The sequence below is a fragment of the Streptomyces hebeiensis genome, assembly GCF_052983195.1.
Map to the genome: position 1 here is coordinate 5,944,759 of NZ_CM129812.1, position 25,648 is coordinate 5,970,406.

The window sequence follows — 25,648 nt, forward strand, 5'->3', positions numbered from 1 at the left end:
CGTACGCGTCCGGCCGTCCGGCGTCCGGCGTCCGGCGTCCGGCCGTCCGGCCCGTCCTCGGTCCCGTGGCCCTGTACGGCCCGTACAGGGCCGGTGTTGTTCCCGGCCTGTCGTCGGAGTGGGCGGCTCGTCAGCTCTCCACGCGCGCCGCCGCCCAGTGGCAGGCCACCTGCGGGGCCGCCCCGCCCGTCAGGACCGGCGGGTCGGCCGTACGGCAGCGGTGCGCCACCCCCGCCCTCTCCGCGTCGCCCGAGGCCAGCACCTGGCACCGGGCGTGGAAGCGGCAGCCGCCCGGGATCCGGGCCGGGTCCGGCGGCTCGCCCGTCAGCACCACCGGCGGCGCCCCGGACTCCGGCAGGACGGACAACAGGGCCTGGGTGTAAGGGTGCCGGGGCGCGGTCAGGACCTCCTCGACCGGGCCCGTCTCCACGATCCTGCCCAGGTACATGACCGCCACCCGGTCCGCGATGTTCCAGGCCAGGCCCAGGTCGTGCGTCACCACCAGCGCGGACAGGCCCAGTTCGGCCCGCAGCGACAGCAGCAGCGCCAGGATCTCGCCGCGTACGGAGGCGTCCAGGGAGGCCACCGGCTCGTCCGCGACGATCAGTTCGGGTTCCAGGACGAGCGCCCCCGCGATCACGACGCGCTGCCGCTGGCCGCCCGAGAGTTCGTGCGGATAGCGCAGGAAGAACCGCTCGGGCGGCCGGAGCCCGGTCCGGGACAGCGCCGCGGCGACGGCCGCCCGCTCGTCGCCCGCGTACCCGTGGACGCGCAGGCCCTCCGCGACCGCGTCGTACACCGTGTGCCGCGGATTGAGCGAGCCGCTCGGGTCCTGGAGGACCAGCTGCACGCGCTTGCGGTACGCCTTGAGGGCGCGTGAGCCGTACGTCAGGGGCCGCCCGGCGAACCGCACCGCGCCGGCCGTGGGCTCCACCAGCCCGAGCAGCGCCCGGGCCAGGGTGGACTTGCCGCAGCCGGACTCGCCGACCAGGGCCACGATCTCGCCGGCACCGATGTCGAGGTCCACCCCGTCGACCGCCCGCGCGGCCGGGGCGCCGCGCCGGCCGGGGAACGTGACGCGCAGTTCGGCGGCCGAGAGCAGCGGAGCCGTCGTGGCGGGAGCGGACGGCCCGGGGGCGGTGGTGGTCATGGCTGACTCCTGAGACTGCCGGGGCTGCTGTAACTGCCGGGACTGCCAAGGCTGTTGTGACCGCAGAGGGGCGACCGTACGGTGGCGGCGCCGGCTTCGGTCCCGGCCCCGGTCCTGGTCCCGGCCCCGGTCGTGGTGGGCGTCATGACCGCGGCTCCGCCGACGGCTGCGCCGGCACGGCCGTGCCCACCCGCACACAGGCCGCCCGGTGGCCCGGCGCCGCCTCGCGCAGTTCCTGGTCCTCGTGGGCGCACCCCTCCAGCGCGACCGGGCAGCGCGGGTGGAACGTACAGCCCGACGGCAGCGCCGACGGGTCGGGCGGGTCGCCGGGCAGCCCGCGCGGGGCCCGCCGCGAGGCCGGGTCCCCGATGCGCGGGAAGGCGGCGGACAGCGCCCGGCCGTACGGATGCTCCGCCGCCCCGTACACCGCGCGCGCCGGGCCCTCCTCGACGATCCGGCCCGCGTACATCACGGCCAGCCGGTCACAGGTGTCCGCGAGCACCGCCAGGTCATGACTGATCATCAGCAGACTGATGCCCTGGTCCGCGACCAGCCGCTCGATCAGCCGCAGGATCTGCGCCTGGATCATCACGTCCAGCGCGGTCGTCGGCTCGTCCGCGACGATCAGCCGGGGATCGCACGCGAGGGCCATCGCGATCATCACGCGCTGCCGCTGGCCGCCGGAGAGTTCATGCGGATACGCGTCCGCGCGGGCGGCCGGCAGCCCGACCTGCTCCAACAACTCGGCCACGCGCGTCCGCGCGGCGGCCGGGGTGGTGGCGCGTCGGTGCAGCAGCAGCGGTTCGGCGATCTGGTCCCCGATCCGGTGCACCGCGTTCAGCGAGTGCATCGCCCCCTGGAAGACGATCGAGGCGCCCGCCCACCGCACGGCCCGCAGCCGCCCCCACCGCATGGTGAGGACGTCCTCGCCGTCGAGCAGGATCTCGCCCGTCAGCCGCGCGGTGGCGGGCAGCAGCCGCAGCAGGGCCAGCGCCAGCGTGGACTTCCCGCAGCCGGACTCCCCGGCGATGCCCAGCTTGCTGCCGGAGCCGACGGACAGGCTGACGCCCCGGACGGCGGGCACGGCGTCGGCGCCGGTCCCGTACGTCACGCGCAGGTCCCTGATCTCCAGCAGGCCGGAACCGGCCGCGTCGGCCGACGGGACACCCCCGGCCGACGGGACGGCTCCGGTGGTCGGGTCACCTCCGGTCCTCGGGCCACCTCCGGTCAACGGGACACCCCCAGCTTCGGGTTGAGCACGGTCTCGATCGCCCGGCCGCACAGGGTGAACGCGAGCGCGACGAACGCGATCGCCAGACCGGGCGGTGCCAGGTACCACCAGTGCCCGGACGACACGGCGCCCGCCTCCCGCGCGTCCTGGAGCATGCCGCCCCAGGACACGACGGTCGGGTCGCCGAGGCCGAGGAAGGCCAGCGTGGCCTCCGTCAGGATCGCGGTGGAGATGCCGAGGGTCGTCTGTGCCAGCACGAGAGGCAGCACATTGGGCAGCACATGGCGGGTCATGACATGGCCGTGCCCGCCGCCGAGCGCCCGCGCCCGCTCGATGTACGGGCGGGACTCGACGGCGATGGTCTGCGCGCGCACGAGGCGTGCGGTCGTCGGCCAGCTGGTGACGCCGATCGCCAGGATCACCGTCCACACCGACCGGGACATCACCGTGGCCAGCACGATCGCCAGGACCAGCGTCGGCATCACCAGGAACCAGTCGGTGATCCGCATGACGACCGTGGCGAACCAGCCGCCGTAGTGTCCGGCCAGGATCCCGGCCAGGGCGCCGATGGCCACCGACAGCGCCGCCGCCAGCAGCCCCACCGCCAGGGAGATCCGGGCGCCCCAGACCAGCAGGCCCAGCAACGGGCGTCCGAACTGGTCGGTGCCGAGCGGGAATTCGGCGCTGGGCGCCTGGAGTGCCGTGCCCGGGGCATCGGTCACGCTCTGTACGTCCGCTCCGACGAGCAGGGGTGCGCCGAGGGCCAGGAGCGCGACGAGCGCCAGCCCCGCCAGACCGAAGAGCCCGGCGCGCTGCTCGCGGTACCGCCGCCAGAAGCGCGCGGCGGAGGCCCGCCTGCGGGCCCGGGCGAGTGACGCCGCGCTCGCACCCGCGGACCCGGGCGGCACGGGAGCCGACGGCGGTTGCGCGGAGGTCATCGGCCCACCCGGGGGTCGAGCAGCGGATAGAGCAGGTCGGCGATCAGATTCATCACGATCATGGCTCCGGCGAAGACGAGGAACAGCCCTTGGACGAGCGGCAGATCGGGCACGCTCAGCGCCTGGTAGAACAGCCCGCCCAGGCCCGGCCAGGAGAAGACCGTCTCCACGAGGATCGAGCCGGCCGCCACGTGCCCCAGGTTGATGAAGACCATCGTGACCGTGGGCAGCAGGGCGTTGGGCACCGCGTGCCGGCGCCGTACGACCGCGTCCCGCAGCCCCTTCGCCCGCGCCGTCGTGAGGTAGTCGCCGCCCATCTCGTCCAGCAGCGAGGACCGCATGACGAGCAGGGTCTGCGCGTACCCCACCGCGACCAGGGTGAGCACGGGCAGCACCATGTGGTGCGCCACGTCGAGGACCTGGCCGGCACCCGTGGCGTCCCCGGACTGCATCCCGCCGGTGGGGAACATGCCGGGGACGGGTCCGATGCCCACGGCGAAGACGATGATCAGCAGCAGCCCCAGCCAGAAGGACGGCACGGACCACAGCGTCAGTGCCACTCCCGTGCCGATCCGGTCGCCGAGCCCGCCCCGGTGCCAGGCGGAGCGGGTGCCGAGCCAGAGGCCGAGGGCCGAGTAGATCACCACGGCGACGCCGGTCAGCAACAGGGTCGCGGGCACCTTCTGGGCGATCAGTTCACCGACCGGCGCGTGGAACTGGTAGGACGTGCCCAGGTCACCGGTCAGCGCCTTGCCGCAGTAGTCCGTGAACTGCTGCCACAGGGGCAGGTCGAGCCCGAACTGTTGGCGCATCGTGGCCAGTTGCTCGGGCGATGTCGGTCTGCCGTGTGTCATGGCCCGGACGGGGTCGCCGGGGATGATCCGGAACAGGAAGAAGCTGGTGACCAGCACGGCGAACAGCGAGATCACCGCGCCCCCCAGCTTGCCCGCCACATACGCCGCGTAGGCGGCCGCCGGGCCCGTGCGGGCGCCGGCGCCGGTCGGCCCGGTCCGCGCCGGGCCGCCGGCGGCGTCGGCCACCACTCCTGGAGTGCTCGCGGTGCTCATCGGTCATTCACGGTCTTCCGCGGTGGAACGGCGCCGCATCGCGACGAGTAGCCCCGCCGCGGCGGCGGCCACCACGACCGCCCCGATCCCGATGACCACACCGGTGGAGGAGGAGCTGTCGGAGCCGCCGTCGCCGTCGGCCGGTACCGCGGACCACCAGCTCCAGTAGCCGTCCTGGCCCCAGAGGTTGCCCGCGGCCTCCGGCATCGTCGTGATCGACTTGATCTGGTCGGTACGGTACGCCTCGACCGCGTTCGGGTACGCCATGACGTTCATGTACCCGGTGTCGTACAGCCGCGACTCCATCCGTTTGACGAGGTCCGCCCGCGCGGCCGGGTCGTACTCCGCCGCCTGTCGCACGTAGAGCCGGTCGTACTCCTTGTCGCAGATGAAGTTGTCGGTGGCGCCGGTGTCCTTGGGCGTGGCGGGCAGTGCGTCGCACGTGTGAATGGAGAGGACGAAGTCCGGATCCGGGTTGACGGACCAGCCGTCGAAGGCGAGGTCGTACTCCCCCGCGAGCCAGGGATCCGAGACGTTGTCGAGGCACTCGACCTTCAGCCCGATGCCCAGCTCGCCCCACCACTCCTGGAGGTACTTGCCGACGGCCTTGTCGTTCGGGTCGGTGGCGTGGCACAGGATCCGCAGGGAGAGCGGTCTGCCGTTCTTGTCGAGCCGCCGGCCGCCGCCGTCCTTCCGGTAGCCGGCCCGGTCGAGCGTGCGGGCCGCGGCGGCCGGGTCGTACGCGATCCGCTGCCCGTCCGACGGCTGCCAGAAGTACGTCTCGAAGCGCGGCGGGATGTACCCCTGGCCCTCGACCGCGTGGCCCTGGAACACCTTGTCGATGATCGTCTCACGGTCCACGGCCTGGAAGAGCGCCTTGCGGACGGCGGGGTCGCGCAGCGCCGGATGGCCGTCGCCGAACGTCCTGCCGTCCCTGGACCGGGCGCCGGGATTGGTGGCGAGGGCGTAAAAGCGGCGGCCGGGCGCGTCGTTGACCTTGATGTCGTCGGCGTTCTTCAGCGCGGCGGCCTGGGCCGGTGTGAGGTTGGGGACGAAGGACACCTCGCCCTTCTGGAGCGCGGCCACCGCCGCGTCGCCGTCCTTGTAGTACTTGAGGACCAGCTCGTCGAACTTGGGCGCCCCGCGCCAGAAGTCCTTGTTCGGCTTCAGCTTGACGTACTGGTCGACCTTGAAGTCGGTGATGACGAACGGACCGTTGCCCACGACGGGGAACGTCTTGTCGTTGTTGAACTTCGAGAAGTCGCCGACCTTCTCCCAGATGTGCTTGGGCACGATCGGCACGTCCAGGGCGGCCATCGTGGCCTGCGGCTTCTTCAGCTCGACGACCAGCGTCCGGGGATCGGGCGCGGTGACCTTCTTGAAGTTGGCGGTGAAGTTGCCGTTGGCGGTGGCCGCGTTCTCGTCGGTCATCATCTTGTTGAAGGTCCACGCGGCGTCCTCGGCGGTCGCCTGCTTCCCGTCGGACCACTTCGAGTCGTCGCGGATCGTGAAGGTCCAGGTCAGCTTGTCCTCAGAGGGCTTCCAGGCGGTGGCGAACCCCGGAATCGCGTGCGCGTCCCCGGGGTCGTAGTTCGTCAGGTACTCGTAGGTGAGCCGGAGGAGGCTGGTGCTGACCAGCCGCTGCGCCAGGAACGGGCTGAGCGAGTCCATGCTCTGGCTGACCGCGACGGTGAGCACCTTCCCGCCGTCGTCGGCCCGGGCCGACGCGGGCGCGGGAAGCAGCGGGTCCAGGGGGAGCACACTCCCGGCGACGAGCGCGGTGGACGCGGCACCCGAGGCCAGGAGGAGCCGGAGGTGCGAACGGCGCCGTGCCGGCCGCCGTGGGGCGGGCGACGGCGAGGCGCCGTGCGGTGAGGTGTACTGCGGCGGGGCGGGCTGCTGCGGAGGGCGCGGGGAGGAGCTTTCGACCATGGACGGTGACCTCGTGTTATCACTCGCGCGGAGAAGCCGGGTTGATACTGATTCGCCATCTTGTGAAGCGAAGGTTTATCAGCGTGTGTCAGGCCACGTCAACGGCTCCTGAAACCCCGTGTGGTCTGCGGTAATACGCCAAGGGGCCGCACCGTGAGGACGGTGCGGCCCCTTATTGGTCCAGACCTCTGATGCCCTACTGCTGAGGCGCTGGCGGCGGCCCCGGAGGCTGCTGCCGAGGCCATCCGGGCGGCGTGGTCCCGCTCTGCGCGTCGCCCTGTTCGGCGGGCTGCTGGTGCGGTGGCTGCCGGCCGTACGGACCCGGCGGGCCGGCCTGGCCCGGCTGGCCGCCGGGCTGGGACTGCGGCTGACCGGCCGGGCTCGCCGGGGACTGTGCCTGCGACGGCGACGACTGCTGCCACCCCTGCTGCTGGGGCGGGTACGGGTACGGAGGCTGCTGGTGCTGCGGCGGATAGGGCTGGGGCGGCTGTGCCTGCTGGGGCGGTTGCGGCTGCGGGTGCTGCGGGTGCTGCTGGGGAGCGTACGGCCGGCCCTGCGCGGGCGGACCGTACGGCGGCTGCCCGTGCGGCGGCTGGCCCTGTGCCGGCCCCGGGAACGGCCCGCCCTGCTGCGGATGCTGCCCCGGACCCGGCATCGGCGGAGCCAGGTGCGGCGGCGGCTGGCCGTCGGACGTCCACAGCCCTTGTGCCTGCTGCGCCCTGGCGAAGTCCTCGGCCACCAGGGCCGAGAGGTTGAAGTACGCCTCGCGGGTCTTGGGCCGCATCATGTCGAGGTCCACCTCGGCGCCGGCCGCGAGGTGTTCGTCGAACGGGACGACGACGACCCCCCGGCAACGCGTCTCGAAGTGCTGGACGATGTCGTCCACCTTGATCATCTTCCCGGTCTCCCGGACCCCGGAGATGACCGTGAGGGACCGCTGCACCAGATCGGCGTAGCCGTGCGCGGAGAGCCAGTCCAGCGTGGTCGACGCGCTGCTCGCACCGTCCACGGACGGCGTCGAGATGATGATCAGCTGATCGGCGAGGTCCAGGACCCCGCGCATCGCGCTGTAGAGCAGGCCGGTTCCCGAGTCCGTGAGGATGATCGGGTACTGCTTGCCCAGGATGTCGATCGCACGCCGGTAGTCGTCGTCGTTGAACGTGGTCGAGACGGCCGGGTCCACGTCGTTGGCGATGATCTCCAGACCGGAGGGCGCCTGCGAGGTGAACCGCCGGATGTCCATGTAGCTGTGCAGGTACGGGATCGCCTGGACCAGGTCCCGGATGGTCGCCCCGGTCTCGCGCCGCACACGGCGGCCGAGCGTACCGGCGTCCGGGTTGGCGTCGATCGCCAGGATCTTGTCCTGCCGCTCGGTGGCCAGGGTGGAGCCCAGCGCGGTGGTCGTCGTGGTCTTGCCGACGCCGCCCTTGAGACTGATGACCGCGATCCGGTAACAGGAGAGCACCGGCGTTCGGATCAGATCGAGCTTGCGCCGGCGCTCGGCCTCCGCCGCCTTGCCGCCGATCTTGAACCGCGAACCGGCCGGATTCCGGCTGCTCTTGGCCTTCTGCTTGTTGTTGCGCAGCAGCCGGTCGGACGACAGCTCGACGGCGGCCGTGTACCCCAGCGGCGCGCCCGGCACGGAACGCTCGCGCTGGTCGTGCGAGACGGCGGAGGGCCAGGCGGCGCCGGTACGGGGATCGACGGGCCCGCCCTGCCCGGGCTGCGGGACCTGCCCGGGCACCTGCCCCGGGCCTTGGCCCTGCTGGGCGGGGGCCTGGGGCGGCAGCCCGCCGTACGGCCCGTGCTGGGGCGGGACCTGCGGCGTCCCGGGTCCGGGCTGCGGCACCTGCGGGGGCAGCGGTCCGGTGCCCTGCGCGCCGGGCTGCGGGCCGTGCGGACCCTGCTGGTGCGGGAAGCCGTATCCGCCCTGCTCGGCGGGGGGCTGCGAGCCCGGCCCGCCTTGCTGGGGAAAGCCGTATCCGCCGTGCGCGGCGGGGGGCAGGCCGGGGCCGCCTTGCTGGGGGAAGCCGTATCCGCCGTGTGCGGCGGGCGGCTGCTGGTCGGGCCCGCTCTGCTGGGGGAAGCCGTATCCGCCCTGCGCCGCCGAGGGCTGCTGCCCCGGCTGTCCCTGCTGGTGGGGGAAGCCGTACCCGGGGGGCGGACCGGCCTGGGGGCCCGGCGCCGGGACGGCGGGGCCCGGCTGGCCGGGCCGCGACTGCTGAGGGAATCCGTAACCGGCGTGCGGCGGCTGATGGGCCGACGCCTCCGGTGTCTGCGGTGTTTGTGGGGTCTGTGGAGTCTGCGGTGTCTGTGGGCTCGCCTGCTCCGGTGCCTGGGGGGTCTGTGCGTCCTGCGGGCTCGGCCGGTCCTGTGGCTGCTGCGCCGCCGGGGGCTGGGCCCGGTCCTCCTCTCGCGGAGCGTCCTGTTCGGCGCCGCCGGCCTGTACGGGCCACTGCGGCGCGGGGGCGGGGGCGGCCGGCTGGTAGGCGGGCGGCAGCGGGGGCAGCCCCGGCACCGGGGCCGCGGGCGGCTGCGCGGACCAGGGCTGCGCGGGGCCGGGGGCCGGAGTGGTGTCCCGCGCGTCCGTGGGAACGGCCGCGTCGGCGGGAGCGGGCGCGTCGGCGGGCACGGCGGGCATGGCGTCCGCCGGTGCCCCGCCCTCGGAGGCCTCCGGCTCCGGGGCGGCCGGCTTCTCCCGCCGGTCCGGGACCGCGTCCGCGTCCGCGGGCGCGGAGAGCGGGAAGTCCGTCGGCTCGGCGGCGTCGGCGGTCTCCGTGGCGCCACCGTCCGAGGTGGGCGCGGTGCCGGTGCCCTCCTCCGCCTCGACCAACTCGGCCGCCTCGGACGCGCTGGACGACTCGGATGCGTCTGCCGCATCGGACGGGATGTCAGAAACCGGGGCCGGTGTGCCGCCTCCCGCGGGGTCCGGTGTGGAGGCCGCCGTCGTGGCCGTCTCGCCGGCCTTCGTACCGTCGGCCGCGTCCGGGGCGTCGCCGGCGGTGTCCCCGGAGGCGCTCCCGGCCTCGGGTGGCGTCGGACCGGCGGCGGCCGGGGCCGGGGGCGTGCCCTCGGTGCCGGCCGGACGGCCGGCGCCGGAAGCGCCGGGTCCGGTCACCTCGGCGGGCTCTGCCGGCCCGGTCGCCTCGGCGGCCTCGCTGCGCGCGGCCGTCTCCTGCTCCGCCCGCTGCTTCTCGGCCGCGGCCTCGCGCTCCGCGAACTCCCGCTTGAGCGCGGCGGGGGAGAAGCGCATGGTGGCCCCGCTCTCCACGTCGCCGCCGCCGAACGGCTGAGCCGCTGACGAGGATGGGTCCGATGGATCGGCGACGGGGGCAGGCGGCCCGGGCGGCACGGGGCCGGGCGCGGCCGGTCCCGGTGCGGCCGGGGGGGTCGGCGCCGCCGTCGAGGCGTCCGCCGGGGCCCGGCCCGACGGCGGTGTGTCCGCGGCCGGGGCGGGCGGCGGGGGCGCGGGCGCCCAGTTCGGTTCGAAGCCACTGCCCAAGGGAAGGCCCGGCACGGCGACGGGCGCGCCGTTCGGCGGGGGCGGCGACGGCGCGTACGCCGACGCCCCCGGCGCGCCGCCGGACGTGTCCCCCGGCGCGTTCTGCGTGTACCAGGCCGGCGGGGTGTAGTCGATGGTGAACTCACCCGTCATCTCGGGCTGCTCCGCGTCGGACTGATCCTCCGCGGGCGGCCGGTTCCAGCCGCCGCGGATCTCGTCCCGATCGCCGGTCACTTTGCCTCCTGGTGTGGTCGAGCACCCTTGTGCCGTGGTGGGTTGGAGCGACCGGATCTGTGCGTCCGGTTCGCCCGGCTCTTCCCGTTACGACGCGGTCGGCCCGCCCGAAGGTTCTGTGCTGCCGCGCCCACACACCACCCTAATCGCCAACGGCGCCGGGACGGCAGGCCGGGCGGGCCGCGAACGGGCGAGCCGTACGGTCATGTCCCGGGGTCCGTGACACCGGTGTGTGCCGGTGTGTGCAGGGCCCCACCCGCAGGGACCTGGCCGGACGGCGTGTTCCCCCTCGCCGGTCGCGTGGCCCGGGTTGGGCACGCGGAACCGGTGCGTGTCCGCCCCCGAGCGGATCCGGCCGCCGCGCGTCCGGCTGCCGTCGCCGCGGCCGGCACCGGCCCACGGCCCGGCACCAGCCCCGCCCGGCGAAGGACCCCTCAGTCCATCCGGCGCGCGCTGCCCAGCAGGCCGGTCTCGGCGTCCGTCGCCTGCGTCATCACGAACTGCCGGTCGCGCGCCGTGCACCAGAGCGTCACACCGTCGGCCAGGGTGGACAGCGCCTCCGTCTCGGCCCGGGGAAGCCGCATCACCCGGCCGATCTGCGCCGCCTCGTCCGGCGACACCCGCTGGACACCGACCAGCCCCGACTTCTCCATCAGCCGCGGCGCCACCGGGGAGAGATACGGAAGCAGGGTCAGCACCGCCTGCCAGGGCGCCGACACCACACGCCCGCGCGGGGGACGCATTCCGCAGTCCCGCACCACGACCACCGGGCTGCCGGCCGAGGCGCCCTGTGGCGGCACCCGCCCCACGTCGTGCAGGGTGACACACGGCTGACCGCCGCCCGCCGCCTGCGCCAGCGCCGTCCACGCGTGCGCCCGGCCGGTCTCGACGGCGATCCGGGCCCCGGTCGCGGCGGCGCGCAGCGTCAGCACCTGTGCCGTCCACAACCCGCCGATCAGCGTGATGTCGTACGCGGTGGGCCGGTTGAGGCCCAGCACAGCGGGGCGGTTGTGCGCGTCCACGCCGATCACCATGCCGTCGTCACCGACCGGCAGGGCCAGCGCCTGGAGGTCGTCCACGGACAGGGCGTGGCGTTCCCGGCGCGGCCCGAGCAGGCCGAAGCCGATCCGCGGCCTGCCGCCGCTGCCGAGCGGAACCGCGCTCCTGGACGACACCGGCGCGGGCGCCGGAGCGGACGAGGGGACGGGCCGGCCCGCGGACACCGCGGCCGACGGCGGCGCGGCGGATCCGGGCGGTACGGACGAGGCCGGTGGTACGGACGAGGCGGGCACGGACATCAGCGGGTCCCCCCGAGCGGCAGAGTGGCGAGCATCGCGGGCACCTGCTCGCGGTCCAGTCGTACGAGTCCGGTCTTCACGCCGCGGGCGGCGCGCTCGAGTTCGTGGCGGGCCGTCACCAACTCGCTGTCGCTGCGCCCCGTGATGCGTACGTGGCCGGTGACCGTGACGCCCTGTCGCTCACCGCGTCCCAGCGTCAGGCTGAAGGTCGTCGCCAGCGCCGGTATCGAGGTCAGCAGCGCGATCAGCTGCGGCATCGAGGCCCCGCCGGCGCCGAGCTGCGGCCAGCGGCCCACCCAGTACGTCGTGTGCCTGCGGTCGTCGCAGCGCCAGGTGCGCGAGGTCTCCTTCGTGCGCCGGTGCAAGGTCTCCGCCCGGCCCGCCTGGGCTATGGCCATCGGGTTGGCGCAGGTGGAGGTCGCGATCGCCGCCGTCAGCTCCTGCTCGGTGAGCACCGTCGTACGGAACCCGGCACCGGTCAGCCGGCTCGCCAGCTGGTCCGCCGCGCGCACCAGGCACTTCTGAGCGCCCGTCAGCCCGTCGCCGCGCGCGGCGACGGCCTCCGGACAGAGTTCGGGGTCCAGTTTGAGCGCGATCCAGGTGATCCGCACGGCCGGGGAGCCGGTCTGCGCCTGGAGCGGCGCGTAGTTGCGCGCGGCCACCGACTGCTCCGGCAGGTGCGGGGCCGGCGCGGGCTGGGTGTGCTGCACGATCTGCGCCGACTCCAGCCGGATGCCGTCCACGTCGAGCGCGTCCCGGACGAGCGCCACCGGCAGCGGACGCTCGGCGCGGTCGGCCCGCAGCGCGGTGGCGTCCGCCTCGACCTGGAGCACCGCCGTCAGGAACGTACCGTCCCCGATCATCCCGACCGGGCGCCGGTCGCGGTCGCTGTACGAGTACGTGCGCAGCGCCGGATCGCACTCCACCGCGGGCGCCAGTCCCGGTTCCGTACCGGGCGGGATCGTCAGCGAGGCGGCCCGGCGCGTGCGCGCCCGCAGGGCGGCGACGGTCGAGAGCCACTCGGGGAGCGACCGCCGGTGCCTGCGCACCAGCGCCAGCAGCACCAGCAGCACCGCGATCACCCCGGCCGGCACCAGCAGCAGCGCGTCGATCACCCACGCCGTCAGCAGCAGGGCCGCCGCGACCTCGATGAGTACGAGCTGTTGCATGCGGAACGGGCCGAAATGGCCTGGGCGCGCGCTGAGTCCGGGTGTCGCGGAGGCCGGGGAGGCGGTGGACGGCGGCGTGGCCGCCGCGGGCCGCGTCCGGCGCCGCGTCTGCGTCGCGGATGCCATGTTGGAGAACCCCCGTTTTGTCCCTGTCGCCCTGGCCGGGCAGGGCATTGGCAAAGCGGCATCACCCTACCCGCCCCACACGCGGGCGCGGTCTCCAGGCATAGTAGGGGGCCGGTCCGACAGTCAGGCAGGACCCGGGGGACACACTGACAGCGCCGCGACCGGCACGGTTTGCCGGGAGGGGCACTGGCCTGCCCCCGGGGGAAGACCGCGCCTTTTTCACCGATGGGGACTCATGGCATCACGGCGGGACGAGCTCAACGCGTACACCTTCGCGAAGAAGCGCATGGTGGCATCATTCCTCCAACCTTCGCCCACCGGCACGGAGGAGGGCGCGCCCAGACCGCTGCGCGCGGTCGTGCCGGGTCTGATCCTCGGCGCGGTGATCCTGGCCGGTTTCGGCGCGTGGGGCATGTTCAAGCCCACCGCGCCCAAGGACTGGGCCAGGCCCGAGACCAATGTGATCGTCGCCAAGGACTCGACGACCCGGTACGTCGTGCTCAACACGGGCACGGGCAAGGACAAGGAGACGCTGCTCCACCCGGTCCTCAACCTCGCCTCTGCCAGGCTGCTGCTCAGCCCCCAGCAGGGCAAGGTCATCCAGGTCCCCGACAAGATCCTGGACGCGGGCAAGCCGGCCCGCGGCCCGATCCTCGGCATCCCTTACGCTCCCGACCGGCTGCCCGGCGACAAGGACGCCGGCAAGGCCAAGCGCTGGGCCGTGTGCGAGCAGCCCGGCGGCGGGCGCGGCGCGAGCGTGCAGAAGGCCGCCTTCGTGCTCGCCGACCGCGACTCCTCCCGGACCGAGGGCAAGAACAGGCTGACCGGCGGCCAGGTGCTCTACGTCCAGGGCCAGAAGGGCAGCACGCGCTACCTGGTCGACGCCTCCGGTACGAAGTACCAACTGCCCGGCGAGCCGGGCGACGCCCTGTCCCTCGCGGTCGTCGGCACGAAGCCCCCGCAGCAGGTCACCGACGACTGGCTGGCGACCCTGCACACGGGCAGCCCGGTCGAGTTCCCCGGGATTCCCGGTGAGGTCACCGCCGACGCGGGGGTCGGCGGTGGACTCACTCCCGAACAGGACCGGGTCGGCATGGTCCTGCTGGCGCAGACCGGTTCGGGCCCGCAGCACTACGTCGTCCTGCCCGGCAGGATCGAGCCGGTGTCCGCCTTCACCGCCTGGCTGCTGATCAGTTCGCCGCAGACGGACGCCCTGAACATGGTCGGCGGCGCCTCGAACGTCGACCTCTCGTCGTTCTCACCCTCCGCCGACGCCTTCGACGAGAAGTACGACTGGCCCGAGGAGAAGGCCGTCCAGGTCAACGCGACCGAGGGCGAGGGCGCCCGCGACACGGTGTGCAGCGTGCTGCGCAAGGTCGACGACAACGGCCGTACGACGCTGTCCACCTGGGCCGGCACGTCCTACCCCGCGGACATCACCGCCGGTGGCACCAGCACCTACGTCACCCCGGGCTCCGGACTGCTCTACACCCAGGTCCAGGGCAACCAGACCCGTCCCGACGGATCGCTCTTCCTGGTCACCGACACCGGACTGCGCTACGCGGTCCAGGCGAACGGCGACAGCGACGCGGAACGGTCCGAGATCGGCACCGGCGACCAGGAGAAGCAGCAGGACGGCCGCCCGGAGCCCAGCCAGGCGCAGATCCGGCTCGGCTACGAGAAGGTCACGCCCGTACTGGTACCGATCGCCTGGTCGGAGTTCCTGTCCAAGGGACCGCGGCTCGACACCAACGGCGCCCGCCAGCCCCAGGGTTCTTGAGGAGGGCGGGAGCGTGAAGACGTCGATTCCCACGATCCGCGCGCCCCGTACGGCCCGTACGGACTCCCGCGCGCCCCGTACGACCCGTACGGGAGTGGCCGCACGGCTGGCCGGGGCGACGGCCCTGGTCTGTGTCACGGTGCTGTCCCCGGCCGCGTACGCCCAGGGGCGCCACGACCGGCCGGGCCCCACCGGCCCCGCCTCCCCGGCCCTGAACGGCAGCGGCGAGTGCACCTTCCCCATGAAGAAGCAGATCGAGGGCACCCCCTGGGCCCTCCAGCGGGTGCTGCTGGACGAACTGTGGCAGGACACCAAGGGCAAGGGGGTGCGCGTCGCCGTCATCGACACCGGTGTCGACAACGCCAACCCACAGCTCAAGTCGGCCGTCGACACATCCGCCGGGACCGAGATCCTGACCAAGAAGATGGAGAAGGGCAAGCCCGCCGACGGCACGGACGACAAGGTGGGCCACGGCACCAAGGTCGCCGGGCTGATCGCCGCGCGGCCCGTCAAGGGCACCGGCTTCGTGGGGATCGCCCCCGAGGCGACCATCATCCCGATCCGTCAGAACGACCAGAACAACAGTGGTAATGACAAGACGATGGCACAGGGCATCGATCACGCGATAGCCAAAAACGCCGACGTCATCAACATCTCCCAGGACACCACCAAACCGCTTGACGAACAGTCGGACCTCGGCCGGGCCGTCCGGCGCGCCCTCGACAAGGAGATCGTCGTCGTCGCCTCCGCCGGCAACGACGGCATGGACGGCAAGCTGAAGAACACCTACCCGGCGGCCTTCGACGGCGTCCTCGCCGTGGCCTCCTCCGACCGCAACAACGAGCGCGCGGTCTTCTCCCAGGCGGGCAGGTTCGTCGGGGTCGCGGCCCCGGGCGTGGACATCGTCTCGACCGTGCCCGGTTTCGGCCAGTGCTCCGACAGCGGCACCAGCTTCTCCGCCCCGTACGTCGCCGGTGTCGCCGCGCTGCTGCGCGCCAAACACCCCGACTGGAAGGCGCGCAACATCGTCGCCCAGATCGAGCAGACCGCCGAGCGCAGCATCAACGGCCATGACAGCTTCGTCGGCTGGGGAGTCGTCGACCCGGTCCGCGCGCTCACCGAGGACGACACGCCGCCCGAGTCACCGCGCCCCGACCCGGGCCCGCCGAAGGCTCCCGCACCCGAGCCCGCGCACCTGGCGATGTCCGAGACCCCCCAGGAGCGGACGGAGCGCTACGCCACCTACGCGCTGGGCATCGGCGCCGTGCTGGTCGCGGTCGTCGCGGGCACGGCCACGGTGGTCAGGGACACCCGGGCGAAAGCCGCCCGACGGGGCAGAAGCGAATCAAATATCCATGTCTGACTTTGCAGTTGGAACTGTCGTACCGACTGGTTAAAGTTACCGACGGGGCCACGGGAGTGGGCCCACACGGGGGCGGCATCCAGATGCTTCCCGTCCACTGCGCTCCTTCAAGGAGCGCGAGAGCGGCAAGACAGGAAGAAGGGGAAAGATGTCGAAAGACCTGAACGTAACCAGCGAGGAACAGATCGGCCTCGCCGGCAAGATCCAGAACTTCCATGACGAGCTGCAGTCTCGTATCACCTCCCTGAACGGGGTCGTGGACCGCATCCAGGCGGGCTGGCAGGGTGCGGCCAGCAAGGAGTACGACATCGTCCAGGACCGCCTCAACAAGCGGCTGAGGGACATGCGCGTGAAGCTGATCGAGCTCGAGGAGATCATGCGCATGAGTGCCGACGGCTTCACGCAGCAGGAGCAGGAGCGCATCCAGTCCTTCCGGCGGATGGACGACACCGCCGGTGGCCAGAGCGCCATCCTCGGCATGGCCTGAGCGGCCGTCCGCCACCTCCCGCCGAACACCCTTCTGAGGAGACCGACATGACGACTGCCGTCAATTACGACACCGTGACCCAGGCGGCCAGCGACACCCGGCTGACCGCCTCCCAGCTGAGCACCGAGCTCGGCACGCTGATGGGCCAGGTCAACCGGGTCGCCGAGAACTGGGACGGTGAGGCCAAGACCGCCTACCGCGAGGCCCAGGACGTGCTCACCCGGCAGATGGAGGGCATGAACCAGGACCTCCAGCGCATCGCGCAGCTCCTGGACGAGTCCGTCATCGGCTACCAGGACACCGACAAGGGCAACGCGGCCCGTTTCCGTATGAGCATGGGCTGATCCAGGCCCCGTACGGCGCTCCTGGGGCGCACCCACACCAAGGAAGGGGGTGTCCGCTTCGGCGGACACCCCCTTCTGCCGTCTTTCGCCCGGGCCGCCACGCGCGTCGCGCCGCGTGAACCGGGGGCCCTACTTGATGTCGAACTCGCCGTCCCGCGCGCCCAGGACGAACGCGTCCCACTCGGCCTTCGTGTACCGCAGGACCGTGTCATGGTCCAGTGACGACCGCATCGCGACGCCGCCGCCCGGCAAATAGGCGATCTCGACCCGCTCCTCGTCCGGCGTCGTGCCGGGCGCGCCCTGCCACTCCACCCCGCTGATGTCCAGCGCGTACAGCTCTTCCTTCTGCCGTTCCTTGTCGACTGCGTCGGCCATCGGTGCGTTCCCTCCCGGGCATTGCGTACGGGCTACGGTGGTCAGCCTACTGGCGCTCCCACCTGCCGGAAGGCGTGTCAGCGATAACGGATGAAGCGGAAGCCCGCCGCCCCGACGGACTGGAGATCCGTGACCGGATCGGCACTGCTGTCGACCAGTCCGCTGCCCTCTTCCGACCGGAAACCGGTCAGGAGCAGTCCCACACTCTCGCGTCCCCGCGCGTCCTTCCGGCGCACCCACACCAGCGCCCGGCCACCGACGGGCAGTTCGGCCAGCTCCGCCAGCACGCCGTCCCAGTCGGCGTGCTCCGCCACCGCCACCGGCTTGCCCAACTGCCGGAGGGTCGGTGTCAGCCAGGAGGCGGTGCCCGGACGCGGCGGGAGCGAGAGCGTGCCGTCGCCGGGCTCCGCACCGCCGTTCCACGCGTCGAGCCACGACCAGGGGGAGGAGTTGGGCAGGCAGAACGGCTCACCCCGGTCCTTGGGCACGACCACCGCCGCGTCCAGCATGGCCCGCGACCAGTCGCCGCCCCGGCGGTACTCCCCGCTCTCGCAGGCGAACAGCCAGCCCCGCGCCATCTCGTCGGACGCGTCCGGCTCCACCAGTTCCACCGGCTCGTCGTAGGTGCGCAGCAGCCACGCCTCCGCCTTCTCCACCGCCGTACGCAGGTCGCCCGCCGCCTGCCGTACGGGGTCGGGGGCCGGGGCGGGAACCCCGTCGGCCGGGCGCAGCCGTGCGAAGGTCAGGGTCCGCAGGCCCGCGACGTCCAGCCGCGCGAGCCCGCCCGTCATCCCGTCCAGGAGGACGACCCGGCCGTTGTCGTTGTGCGCGTACACCAGATGGCCGCTGACCTCCTCACCGGCCATCTCCCGCCGCACCCACACCACACCTCCGGTGCCGGGCCCGGGCTCCCGGGCCGCGACGATCACCTCGTCCCAGCTCGCGCACGAGATCTTCTCGGCGCCGGGGAAGTACCGCTTCAGCAGCAGCTCCCACCAGCCCGGCGCCTCGTGCGCGGGGGACCAGGGCAGCGGGCTCGCCGGAGCCCCGCCCATGGTCGCCGACACGGTCACCACGCATCCGCGCGCGTTCAGCCGCCGCGCCTGCGCGGCGGGCTCGCGCGCCACCGGCGCCCGGGCGAACGCGTTCAGATCGCCCCAGGGGTCGTCCGCGGCCGGATGGAACGGAGGCATGCCGTTCTTGGGCACGGCCACCGACGCGGCGAGCATGGGGGTCCGGGGATAGCCGGGCTGCGGCTTCGTGCGGCACGCGAAGAGCCAGGTGTGCGCGTCCTGGGCGACCGGACCGGGGGTGGCCAGCTCCACGAGGCCGTGGTAGGTGGCGTCGAGCCAGCGCTGTGCCTGCTGCTGAGGGTCGTACATCGTTCACCTGTTCCGTGCGGGGGGCCACTCGCCGCGCTCGACCATGTCCAGGTACCTGTCCAGGGGCAGCGGGGAGGGCGGGTAGTGGACGTCCGAGCCGTCCTTCGGTACGACCACGACACGCGTGAGCGGCCCCTTCCACGGATCACCGCTGTCGATGCTCTCCTGCGTGTCGAAGCGGACCACCCAGCACAGACGTCGCTCGTAACTCTCCTCCGGCAGCATCACGATCGTGTACTGCTGGTCGCCGAGCGATGCGGTGACGAAGGAGCGGGCCGCCACCAGGGCGTCGTTCTTGCTGATCATGACTGGGTCCTCGGAGTCCTATCCATAGGGTACGTAGCCGACATATTGGACACCCGAGGTCTCCAACGTCGCGAGCGAGCCGGTCTGACCGTCCAGGAACACCGTTCCATGCGGTGTCTGCACGGCGTTGAAGACATGTCCGGTGCCGTCGAGCCGGCGGATGGCGACGACACTCCGCGCGCCGTCCCCGCGGCCGTTCAGGTCGCGGATGATGTCGTCGTAGCTGACCCCCCGGACATGCGCCTCGGGCTTCACGCCCAGCTGCTCGTACGGCACGCCGCCGGCCTCTCCCTTGCGCGCCGCCGAGACCTCCACGCCGTCCAGCCTGCGGTCCAGAGTGACCACGTTGTTCGTGCAGTTGTGGGTGTAGCCGGGGTTCGGGTAGTTGTTCATCTCCCTGATCCACGGGTACTGGTCGTCCAGGAACTCCCGCGCCCGGTGCGAGGGCACGGAATCCGCGTGGATCGCCCTCTCCGTCACCTGCTCCGTCGGGCGCGCCAGGTCGCTCCAGTCCTTGGGCGCGTGCTTGGCCCCCTGCTCGGCCGCTTCCTCCGCGCCCTCCCGCGCCGCCTTCCTGACCCCCTGCTCCACCGCCTCCTCCGCGCCCTCCCTGGCCGCGACCCGCACGCCCGTGCGTACGCTCCCGAGCCCCTTCGTGCCGATCAGCTCGGGCAGCAGCCGGCCGAACCCCTCGCTCGGGTCGCCCTTGAAGCTGTCGATCAGCGCGCCCGGGATGCGCTCCGGGTGCGCCGCCGTCGAGACCAGCCCGGCCAGGGTCATGTTGACGTTCTGCGTGTACTCGGCCGGGTGCGTGAGGTTGTAGACGTCCAGCGGGTTGAGGCCCCGGGCGAAGTTGAGCAGGCCGGCCGTGCCCTTGACGACACCGCCCACCACATGGGTCGTCTCCACGGCCAGCGCGCCCATGCCGTCCACGTACGCGGACGCGGCCCGGCTGAGCGGAGGCGGCTCCTCGGGCGCGTGCGCCATCGCCGCGTCTATCGCGTTCCGCGCGGTCTCCGCGGCCTCGTCGCGCTGCCTGCGGGCCTCTGCCAGGAGGGCGTGCGCGTCCTCCCGGTCCTTCCTCCCCGGGTCGTGGAACGGCTCCGGCTTCGGTCCGGGGTCCCGGTCGGCCCTGATGTCCGCGTTGTACGCGTCGACCTTGCTGTTGTAGGCCTCGACGGCCCGCCGCGACGCCTGCTCGCCCTTCTTGTAGAGGTCGATCGCGTCCTGTGCCTGCCCCTGCGCCCAGGTGACCGTGGAGGCGTAGGCCGTCAGCGCCTTGCCCGCCGCCTCGCAGGCGTCGGCCGCGCGCAGCCACTTGGCGGGGTGCATCGCGAACTCGGCGCGGAAGGCGTTCGCCGCCTCGCCCTTCCAGTGCGCGGAGTCGAGCCTCCTCATGCCCTGCCCGACGTTGTCGAGCGCGGTGAAGAAATCGCTCATGTGGCCCGCGCTCTCGCGGATCCTGTCGGGCTTGCCGTGGACGAGCTCGTCGGCCTCCTCGGTCTCGCCGAGCTGCTGCTCCCCGACCGAGGCGCCGAGGCCGGAGGCCGTGTCGTCGCCCCAGTCCTCGACGGCGTCCGCCCAGTCGTCGGCACCGACGTACTCCAGCCCGTCGCCGATCCGGTCGGTCGTCCAGTCGACGCCCTCCCCGAGCGCCCTCTTCCCCGCGTCGAAGCCTTCTTCCAGCTTCCCCAGGCCCTTGTTGGCCAGCTCCTTGCCGCCGTCGATGAGGTCCCCGACACCCATCAGCCCCGGCCCTCCTGACCGGCGGCCCGCCGCTGCTCCTCGGGAGGCGGCCCGAGGGTGTCGCGCATCGCGTCGTCCACGTCGTCACGCAGACCGGCCGCGTCGATGATCTGGTTCGCCGGCGAGATGGAGGACGTACTGGCGTCCCAGGCGGCGCCCTTCCACGCCTGCTTGCTGTTCTCGTACGCCTCGTCGAACGACTCCCGGCTGTAATCCGCGTCGCGGACCTGGGTGTACGCGTTGTTCGACAGGACCTCGCCCCAGTCCTTCTCGAGGATCTCGTCCTCCGTCGCGTACGGATTGCCCATCGCGGAGTTCGTCAGGATCTTGAAGCTGCCCTGGAGGTACTGCTCCTGCTCGTGGAAGACACCCGCCGACAGGCCGACCTCCGCCGCGAACACATTGCCTTCCTGGACGAGCGAGCGCACCCCCCACTCCCAGCGCTCGCAGAAGTTCTTGAGCGTGGCCGTCAGCCCGTCGTGGCCGGTCTCCATCCCCGTCAGCGCGAGGTCGGAGAAGCCCCGGCCCATGGCGGCCTCACCGACCATGCCGAGCTCCTCGAGCTCGCCCAGCGTGCCGTTGATGCCCTGCGTGATCAGGCCGAGCGCTTCGCCGGACGCCGCGAGGTCCGGATCCCGCCCCGTCACAGCGCGCCCCCGCCGTACGCCCCGGTCGCGCCCGTACCGCCGTCCGGCGCCGCGTCCAGCGCCGCCGAGTCCGGCACGATGCCCCGGACCGGCGGGAAGGTCGCGCCGTCCGGCCCCGCGGCGTTCAGCGCCACCCCGCAGGGGAACGCCAGCGCCGGAACGACCTCGTCGAACAGCCGGGAGCCCAGCACCGTACGGTACGGCCACTGCCGCTCCGTCTCGCCCCTGGCCTCGGCGAACCGCGCCAGCGCCGCCTCGTCGGTGAACGCGCAGATCCAGTCGAGCCCGCCCAACGGCGCCGTCCACAGCCCGCCTTCGGCGTCCAGCGGCACCAGCACCGCCGTACTGCGGAAGTCGGCCAGCCGCTCCAGCACCGCCTCGCGGGCCTCCTGGACGGCGTCCGCGTCCGGACCCGGCTCCGGTGGTGCGGCCCCGGTGGCGCCGGGGGCGGTGCCCCGGGCCGTCCGCTCGGTGGCATCGGCGCGCAGCCGGCCCCACTCCTCGTTGAAACTCACGTGCTTCCCCCGTACTCGACGAACCGCCTCCACGGCGTGCGTGCGGTCCCGGTTCCCCGGGACCGCACGCCTCACCGGTCCGGCAGCCAGCCCACCTGCACCAGCGGCGCGCCCCGCTTGCGCGAGACGAAGGTGCCACGGCCCGGAGGCATCGGGCGGGCCCGGACACCACCCAGGATGTCGCCCTCACCGGGATCTCCGGACAGGAGCACACCTTGTGCGCCGAGTTCTTTCATCCTCTGCATGAACGGTTCATACATCGCACGCGAGGCGCCCGCCGCGCTGCGCGCCACGATGAAGCGGACGCCGACGTCCCGGGCGAACGGCAGGTGCTCCACCAGCGGCGCGAGCGGATTGCCCGAGTTGGTCGCGACCAGTTCGTAGTCGTCGATGAACACGAACAGCTGCGGCCCGTTCCACCAGCTGCGGTCGCGCAGCTGCTGGGGGGTGATGTCCGGCTTCGGGGCGCGCTTGGTCATCACCGTCCCGATGGCGTCCATGTGCATCTGCATGGCCGACGCCATCGGCGCGTACTCCAGCAGGTGCGAGGATGGTACGGCCTCCAGCATCGAGCGCCGGTAGTCGCCGACCACGATCCGCGCCTGGTCCGGGGTGTAGCGCTCGGAGATCTGCTTGGCGATGAGCCGCAGCAGGGCCGTCTTCCCCGACTCGCTCTCGCCGAAGACCATGAAGAACGGGTCGGTCTCGAAGTCGATGAAGACCGGCTCCAGGTTGGTCTCGTCGATACCGATCGCGATCCCGTGGCGCGGGTGTTCGAAGCCCTTCGGCAACTGCTCGGCCGGCAGCTTGCGCGGCAAAAGCCGTACGGTCGGGGCGGCCGGGCCCGTCCAGCTCTCCCGCACGGCCCGGACGAACGCCGCCGTGCCCTCGGAGAGATCACCGGCCCCGCTCACCGAGTCGATCCGCGGCAGACCGGCCATGAAGTGCAGCTTCTCCGGCACCTGGCCGCGGCCCGGCACCCCGGCCGGGACGTTCGCCGCGACCTTGCGGTCGAACTCGGAGTCCATGACGTCACCGAGCCGCAGTTCGAGCCGGCTGAGCATCTGGTCCTTGAGCGCGGCGCGCACCTCCATGTAGCGGGCGGCGGTGACGACGACGTGCACGCCGTAGCCGAGACCGCGCGCCGCGAGGTCGGAGATGACCGGCTCGAGCATGTCGTAGTCGTTCTTGAACTGGCCCCAGCCGTCGATGACGAGGAAGACGTCCCCCCACGCCTCGCCGGGCAGTTCACCGGCCGCGCGCTTGCGCCGATAGGTCGCGATGGAGTCGATGCTGTTCGCGCGGAAGAACTCCTCGCGCCGGTTGAGCACCCCCAGCACCTCCGCGACAGCGCGCCGCACCCGCTCCGGGTCCAGCCGGGACGCCACCCCGCCGACATGCGGCAGGTCGGCCAGCGAGACCAGCCCGCCACCGCCGAAGTCCAGTGCGTAGAACTGCACTTCGTGCGGGGTGTGGGTGAGCGCGAAGGACGAGATCAGCGTTCGCATCAGCGTCGACTTGCCGGACTGCGGACCGCCCACCACGAGCATATGGCCGGCCGCCGCCGAGAAGTCCCGGTACAGCACCTCGCGGCGCTGCTCGAAGGGCTTGTCGATGAGACCGAGCGGCACGGTCAGACCGCCCAGGCGGCTGTAATCGGCCGCGTGCAGGCCGCGCTCCGGGGTCGGCGCGATCCCGGGCAGCAACTGGTCCAGCGTCGGCGCCTGGTCCAGCGGCGGCAGCCACACCTGGTGCGCGGGCACGCCCTGGCCGTCGAGCCGGCGCACGATGACGTCCAGCACCGTGTCCGCCAGCGCGTCGTCCTCCGGCGCCGGCGCCGCGGCACTCGCCACCGGGTCCGGCGCCCGGTACACCACCGGCACCGGAACCGCCGTGAACAGCGCGGGCCGCCGCTCGATCGGTAGCTGCCCCACCGCCAGGTCGGGACCGCCGGTGCGGTACGTGCCCGAGACGTACGCCGCCTTGAACCGGGTCATCTCGTCCGTACCGAACTTGAGGTAGCCCGAGCCCGGCACCGACGGCAGGTGGTACGCGTCCGGCACGCCCAGCGCCGTGCGCGACTCCGCCGCGGAGAAGGTCCGCAGACCGATCCGGTACGACAGGTAGGTGTCCAGGCCGCGCAGCTTGCCCTCCTCCAGGCGCTGCGAGGCGAGCAGCAGATGCACGCCCAGCGACCGGCCGATCCGGCCGATCTGGATGAACATGTCGATGAAGTCGGGCTTGGCGGTGAGCAGCTCGGAGAACTCGTCGATGACGAGGACGAGCGAGGCCAGCGGCTCCAGCGGGGCGCCCGCGGCCCGCGCCTTCTCGTAGTCGTGGATGTTGGCGTAGTTGCCCGCCGAGCGCAGCAGCTCCTGCCGCCGCTGGAGCTCACCGCGGATCGCGTCCCCCATGCGGTCGACCAGCGTCAGGTCGTCCGCCAGGTTGGTGATGACCGCCGCCACGTGCGGCATCTGGGACATCCCCGCGAACGTCGCACCGCCCTTGAAGTCGGCGAGGACGAAGTTCAGCGTCTCCGAGGAGTGGGTGACCGCGAGCCCGAGCACCAGCGTGCGCAGCAGCTCCGACTTGCCGGAACCGGTCGCGCCGACACACAGCCCGTGCGGGCCCATGCCCTCCTGCGCGGCCTCCTTCAGGTCCAGCATCACCGGCTGGCCGTCCTCGCCGACCCCGATCGGCACCCGCAGCCGCTCGGCCGTCGACCGGGGCCGCCAGGTGCGGGCCACGTCGACCGACGCCGCGTCGCCCAGGTTCAGCAGATCCGTGAAGTCGAGGTTGGCGAGCAGCGGTTCGTCGTCGTCGCCCCCGCCCGTGCGCAGCGGGGCCAGCTGCCGCGCCAGCGCCTCGGCGGCCGGCAGCGAGATGCCGTCCGGCACGCCCTCGTACGCCAGACCGGCGCCGGACTCCAGCCACAGCCGGCCCGGCCGCACCACCACGGACAGACCGCCCCGCGGCTCGTCCAGCTCACCGCCCACGACCTCGACGATCGTGACGCCCTGAAGGCCCTCGGCCGCCGCGAACAGCGAGTCCGGCGGCACCATCCCGCCGTCCAGCACCACCACGATGTGCGGCTGGTCCAGCACCGGCTGGCTGTCCCGGCCGAACCGGGGCCGCCCGTCGAGCCTGCCGCGCAGCAACTGCTCCAGCTCCCCGAGGTCGTCCCCGAACAGCCGCTTCGTACCGGCTCCGTCGACCTGGCCCGGCACCTGCGTGTGCGGCAGCCACTTCGTCCAGTCCCAGCGCGCCACCGCGCCCGGCGCCGCCACCATGGCGAGCATCAGGTCCTCAGGGGAGTGCAGCGTCACGAGCTGGGAGACCATCGCCCGCGCCGCGGACCGCGCCGACTCCGGCTCACCGGAGACCGTCACGTGGTAGAAGGCGCGCATCGACACGGCCATCGGCAGCCCGTCCAGCGAGCCGTGCACCGCGAGGAACCGCTGCATCGCGCCCGCGCACAACGGTTCCAGCTCGTCCACCGGCGCGGTGTCGGGAGCGATCAGCGGGGTCGACAGCTGCTGGGCGCCGAGTCCGACCCGTACCTGCCCGAAGTCCTTGTCCCCGACGCGGCGTTCCCAGACCCGCGCCCCCTCCGCGACCAGCGACCACAGCTGCTCCGGCGCCGGGTGCAGGTACAACTGGGCGTCGCGCTGCGCGCGGGCCGTCCTGCGCACCGTACGCCGCGTCTGCGCCAGGTACTTGAGGTAGTCGCGGCGCACGTCCGCGATCTGTCCCTGCGTTCCGCGCCGGAACCGGACGATCTGCGCGACGACCATCGCCACCGTCGAGACGAGCATCAGCACGCCCATGATCCGCATGAACGGAGGCGCCTGCGGCGAGAAGAAGAAGACCACCGACGAGCCCATGCCGAGGACCGGCAGGATCTGCATCAGCATGCCCTCCTGCTGACCGCGCGGGAGCTCCGGAGGAGACTCCAGGGTCAGCTCGGCACTGGGCACTTCCGGCGGAAGGGACCGTGGTGGGCGTTTGACGACGATCTGGCTCACCGGAGCATCAATCCCTCAACTCGGACGGGGA

19 protein-coding genes are annotated in these 25,648 nt (G+C 72.7%); 4 read left to right on the forward strand and 15 right to left on the reverse strand.

Annotated elements, in window-relative coordinates; genetic code table 11:
* Positions 1-130: 130 nt before the first annotated feature.
* The 8 genes from ACU6P3_RS25565 to eccE form a co-directional block, all read right to left on the reverse strand.
* Complete coding sequence (locus ACU6P3_RS25565; RefSeq protein WP_447194275.1) at positions 131-1,150, reverse strand: oligopeptide/dipeptide ABC transporter ATP-binding protein; 1,020 nt, start codon at positions 1,148-1,150, stop codon at positions 131-133.
* Positions 1,151-1,292: 142 nt separating this feature from the next.
* The gene (locus tag ACU6P3_RS25570; RefSeq protein ID WP_447198072.1) at positions 1,293-2,285 is read right to left on the reverse strand and encodes an ABC transporter ATP-binding protein; all 993 of its coding nucleotides are present in this window, start codon (positions 2,283-2,285) and stop codon (positions 1,293-1,295) included.
* A 92-nt stretch (positions 2,286-2,377) separates the two neighbouring features.
* Positions 2,378-3,319 carry an ABC transporter permease gene (locus ACU6P3_RS25575; RefSeq protein WP_447194276.1) on the reverse strand — a complete coding sequence of 314 codons (942 nt, stop codon included), beginning with the start codon at positions 3,317-3,319 and terminating at the stop codon, positions 2,378-2,380.
* The gene (locus ACU6P3_RS25580; RefSeq protein WP_447194277.1) at positions 3,316-4,386 is read right to left on the reverse strand and encodes an ABC transporter permease; all 1,071 of its coding nucleotides are present in this window, start codon (positions 4,384-4,386) and stop codon (positions 3,316-3,318) included. The genes ACU6P3_RS25575 and ACU6P3_RS25580 overlap by 4 nt, the downstream gene beginning before the upstream one ends.
* A gap of 3 nt (positions 4,387-4,389) precedes the next feature.
* Complete coding sequence (locus ACU6P3_RS25585) at positions 4,390-6,318, reverse strand: ABC transporter substrate-binding protein (protein WP_447194278.1); 1,929 nt, start codon at positions 6,316-6,318, stop codon at positions 4,390-4,392.
* Positions 6,319-6,514: 196 nt separating this feature from the next.
* Positions 6,515-10,054 carry an SCO5717 family growth-regulating ATPase gene (locus ACU6P3_RS25590; RefSeq protein WP_447194279.1) on the reverse strand — a complete coding sequence of 1,180 codons (3,540 nt, stop codon included), beginning with the start codon at positions 10,052-10,054 and terminating at the stop codon, positions 6,515-6,517.
* 434 nt (positions 10,055-10,488) lie between these two features.
* A complete protein-coding gene (locus tag ACU6P3_RS25595; RefSeq protein WP_447194280.1) occupies positions 10,489-11,352 on the reverse strand; it encodes a hypothetical protein in 864 nt (287 codons plus the stop codon).
* A complete protein-coding gene (gene eccE / locus ACU6P3_RS25600; protein ID WP_447194281.1) occupies positions 11,352-12,647 on the reverse strand; it encodes a type VII secretion protein EccE in 1,296 nt (431 codons plus the stop codon). The genes ACU6P3_RS25595 and eccE overlap by 1 nt, the downstream gene beginning before the upstream one ends.
* 235 nt (positions 12,648-12,882) lie before the next feature.
* Here eccE and eccB point away from each other — a divergent pair, with 235 nt between their 5' ends.
* From eccB to ACU6P3_RS25620, 4 genes are all read left to right on the forward strand, one after another.
* Positions 12,883-14,427: a type VII secretion protein EccB gene (eccB, locus tag ACU6P3_RS25605; protein ID WP_447194282.1), complete on the forward strand. Its 1,545-nt coding sequence runs from the start codon at positions 12,883-12,885 to the stop codon at positions 14,425-14,427.
* Between the two features lie 13 nt (positions 14,428-14,440).
* The gene (gene mycP, locus ACU6P3_RS25610) at positions 14,441-15,790 is read left to right on the forward strand and encodes a type VII secretion-associated serine protease mycosin (RefSeq protein ID WP_447194283.1); all 1,350 of its coding nucleotides are present in this window, start codon (positions 14,441-14,443) and stop codon (positions 15,788-15,790) included.
* A gap of 148 nt (positions 15,791-15,938) precedes the next feature.
* Positions 15,939-16,277: a WXG100 family type VII secretion target gene (locus ACU6P3_RS25615; protein WP_030753835.1), complete on the forward strand. Its 339-nt coding sequence runs from the start codon at positions 15,939-15,941 to the stop codon at positions 16,275-16,277.
* A 47-nt stretch (positions 16,278-16,324) separates the two neighbouring features.
* Complete coding sequence (locus tag ACU6P3_RS25620; protein WP_030753838.1) at positions 16,325-16,621, forward strand: WXG100 family type VII secretion target; 297 nt, start codon at positions 16,325-16,327, stop codon at positions 16,619-16,621.
* Between the two features lie 129 nt (positions 16,622-16,750).
* Here the strand turns inward: ACU6P3_RS25620 and ACU6P3_RS25625 are convergent, their stop codons facing one another.
* From ACU6P3_RS25625 to eccCa, 7 genes are all read right to left on the reverse strand, one after another.
* Complete coding sequence (locus ACU6P3_RS25625; RefSeq protein ID WP_030753841.1) at positions 16,751-16,996, reverse strand: DUF397 domain-containing protein; 246 nt, start codon at positions 16,994-16,996, stop codon at positions 16,751-16,753.
* A 77-nt stretch (positions 16,997-17,073) separates the two neighbouring features.
* On the reverse strand, positions 17,074-18,378 hold the full coding sequence (locus ACU6P3_RS25630; RefSeq protein WP_447194284.1) for a YrhB domain-containing protein: 1,305 nt from the start codon (positions 18,376-18,378) through the stop codon (positions 17,074-17,076).
* Positions 18,379-18,381: 3 nt separating this feature from the next.
* On the reverse strand, positions 18,382-18,684 hold the full coding sequence (locus tag ACU6P3_RS25635) for a YrhB domain-containing protein (RefSeq protein ID WP_030753847.1): 303 nt from the start codon (positions 18,682-18,684) through the stop codon (positions 18,382-18,384).
* Positions 18,685-18,702: 18 nt separating this feature from the next.
* Positions 18,703-20,430, reverse strand: coding sequence for a putative T7SS-secreted protein (locus tag ACU6P3_RS25640; RefSeq protein WP_447194285.1), 1,728 nt, complete (start codon positions 20,428-20,430; stop codon positions 18,703-18,705).
* A complete protein-coding gene (locus ACU6P3_RS25645; protein ID WP_447194286.1) occupies positions 20,430-21,077 on the reverse strand; it encodes a hypothetical protein in 648 nt (215 codons plus the stop codon). The genes ACU6P3_RS25640 and ACU6P3_RS25645 overlap by 1 nt, the downstream gene beginning before the upstream one ends.
* Positions 21,074-21,592, reverse strand: coding sequence for a hypothetical protein (locus tag ACU6P3_RS25650; RefSeq protein WP_447194287.1), 519 nt, complete (start codon positions 21,590-21,592; stop codon positions 21,074-21,076). Before ACU6P3_RS25650 ends, ACU6P3_RS25645 begins: the two co-directional genes overlap by 4 nt.
* A 71-nt stretch (positions 21,593-21,663) precedes the next feature.
* A complete protein-coding gene (gene eccCa, locus ACU6P3_RS25655; protein WP_447194288.1) occupies positions 21,664-25,617 on the reverse strand; it encodes a type VII secretion protein EccCa in 3,954 nt (1,317 codons plus the stop codon).
* Positions 25,618-25,648 lie beyond the last annotated feature (31 nt).

Coding starts and splice junctions, on each gene's coding strand:
- ACU6P3_RS25565 (WP_447194275.1), bottom strand. CDS start 1,150: ATGACCACCACCGCCCCCGGGCCGTCCGCTCCCGCCACGACGGCTCCG.
- ACU6P3_RS25575 (WP_447194276.1), bottom strand. CDS start 3,319: ATGACCTCCGCGCAACCGCCGTCGGCTCCCGTGCCGCCCGGGTCCGCG.
- ACU6P3_RS25580 (WP_447194277.1), bottom strand. CDS start 4,386: ATGAGCACCGCGAGCACTCCAGGAGTGGTGGCCGACGCCGCCGGCGGC.
- ACU6P3_RS25585 (WP_447194278.1), bottom strand. CDS start 6,318: ATGGTCGAAAGCTCCTCCCCGCGCCCTCCGCAGCAGCCCGCCCCGCCG.
- ACU6P3_RS25595 (WP_447194280.1), bottom strand. CDS start 11,352: ATGTCCGTGCCCGCCTCGTCCGTACCACCGGCCTCGTCCGTACCGCCC.
- eccE (WP_447194281.1), bottom strand. CDS start 12,647: ATGGCATCCGCGACGCAGACGCGGCGCCGGACGCGGCCCGCGGCGGCC.
- eccB (WP_447194282.1), top strand. CDS start 12,883: ATGGCATCACGGCGGGACGAGCTCAACGCGTACACCTTCGCGAAGAAG.
- ACU6P3_RS25615 (WP_030753835.1), top strand. CDS start 15,939: ATGTCGAAAGACCTGAACGTAACCAGCGAGGAACAGATCGGCCTCGCC.
- ACU6P3_RS25620 (WP_030753838.1), top strand. CDS start 16,325: ATGACGACTGCCGTCAATTACGACACCGTGACCCAGGCGGCCAGCGAC.
- ACU6P3_RS25625 (WP_030753841.1), bottom strand. CDS start 16,996: ATGGCCGACGCAGTCGACAAGGAACGGCAGAAGGAAGAGCTGTACGCG.
- ACU6P3_RS25630 (WP_447194284.1), bottom strand. CDS start 18,378: ATGTACGACCCTCAGCAGCAGGCACAGCGCTGGCTCGACGCCACCTAC.
- ACU6P3_RS25635 (WP_030753847.1), bottom strand. CDS start 18,684: ATGATCAGCAAGAACGACGCCCTGGTGGCGGCCCGCTCCTTCGTCACC.
- ACU6P3_RS25640 (WP_447194285.1), bottom strand. CDS start 20,430: ATGGGTGTCGGGGACCTCATCGACGGCGGCAAGGAGCTGGCCAACAAG.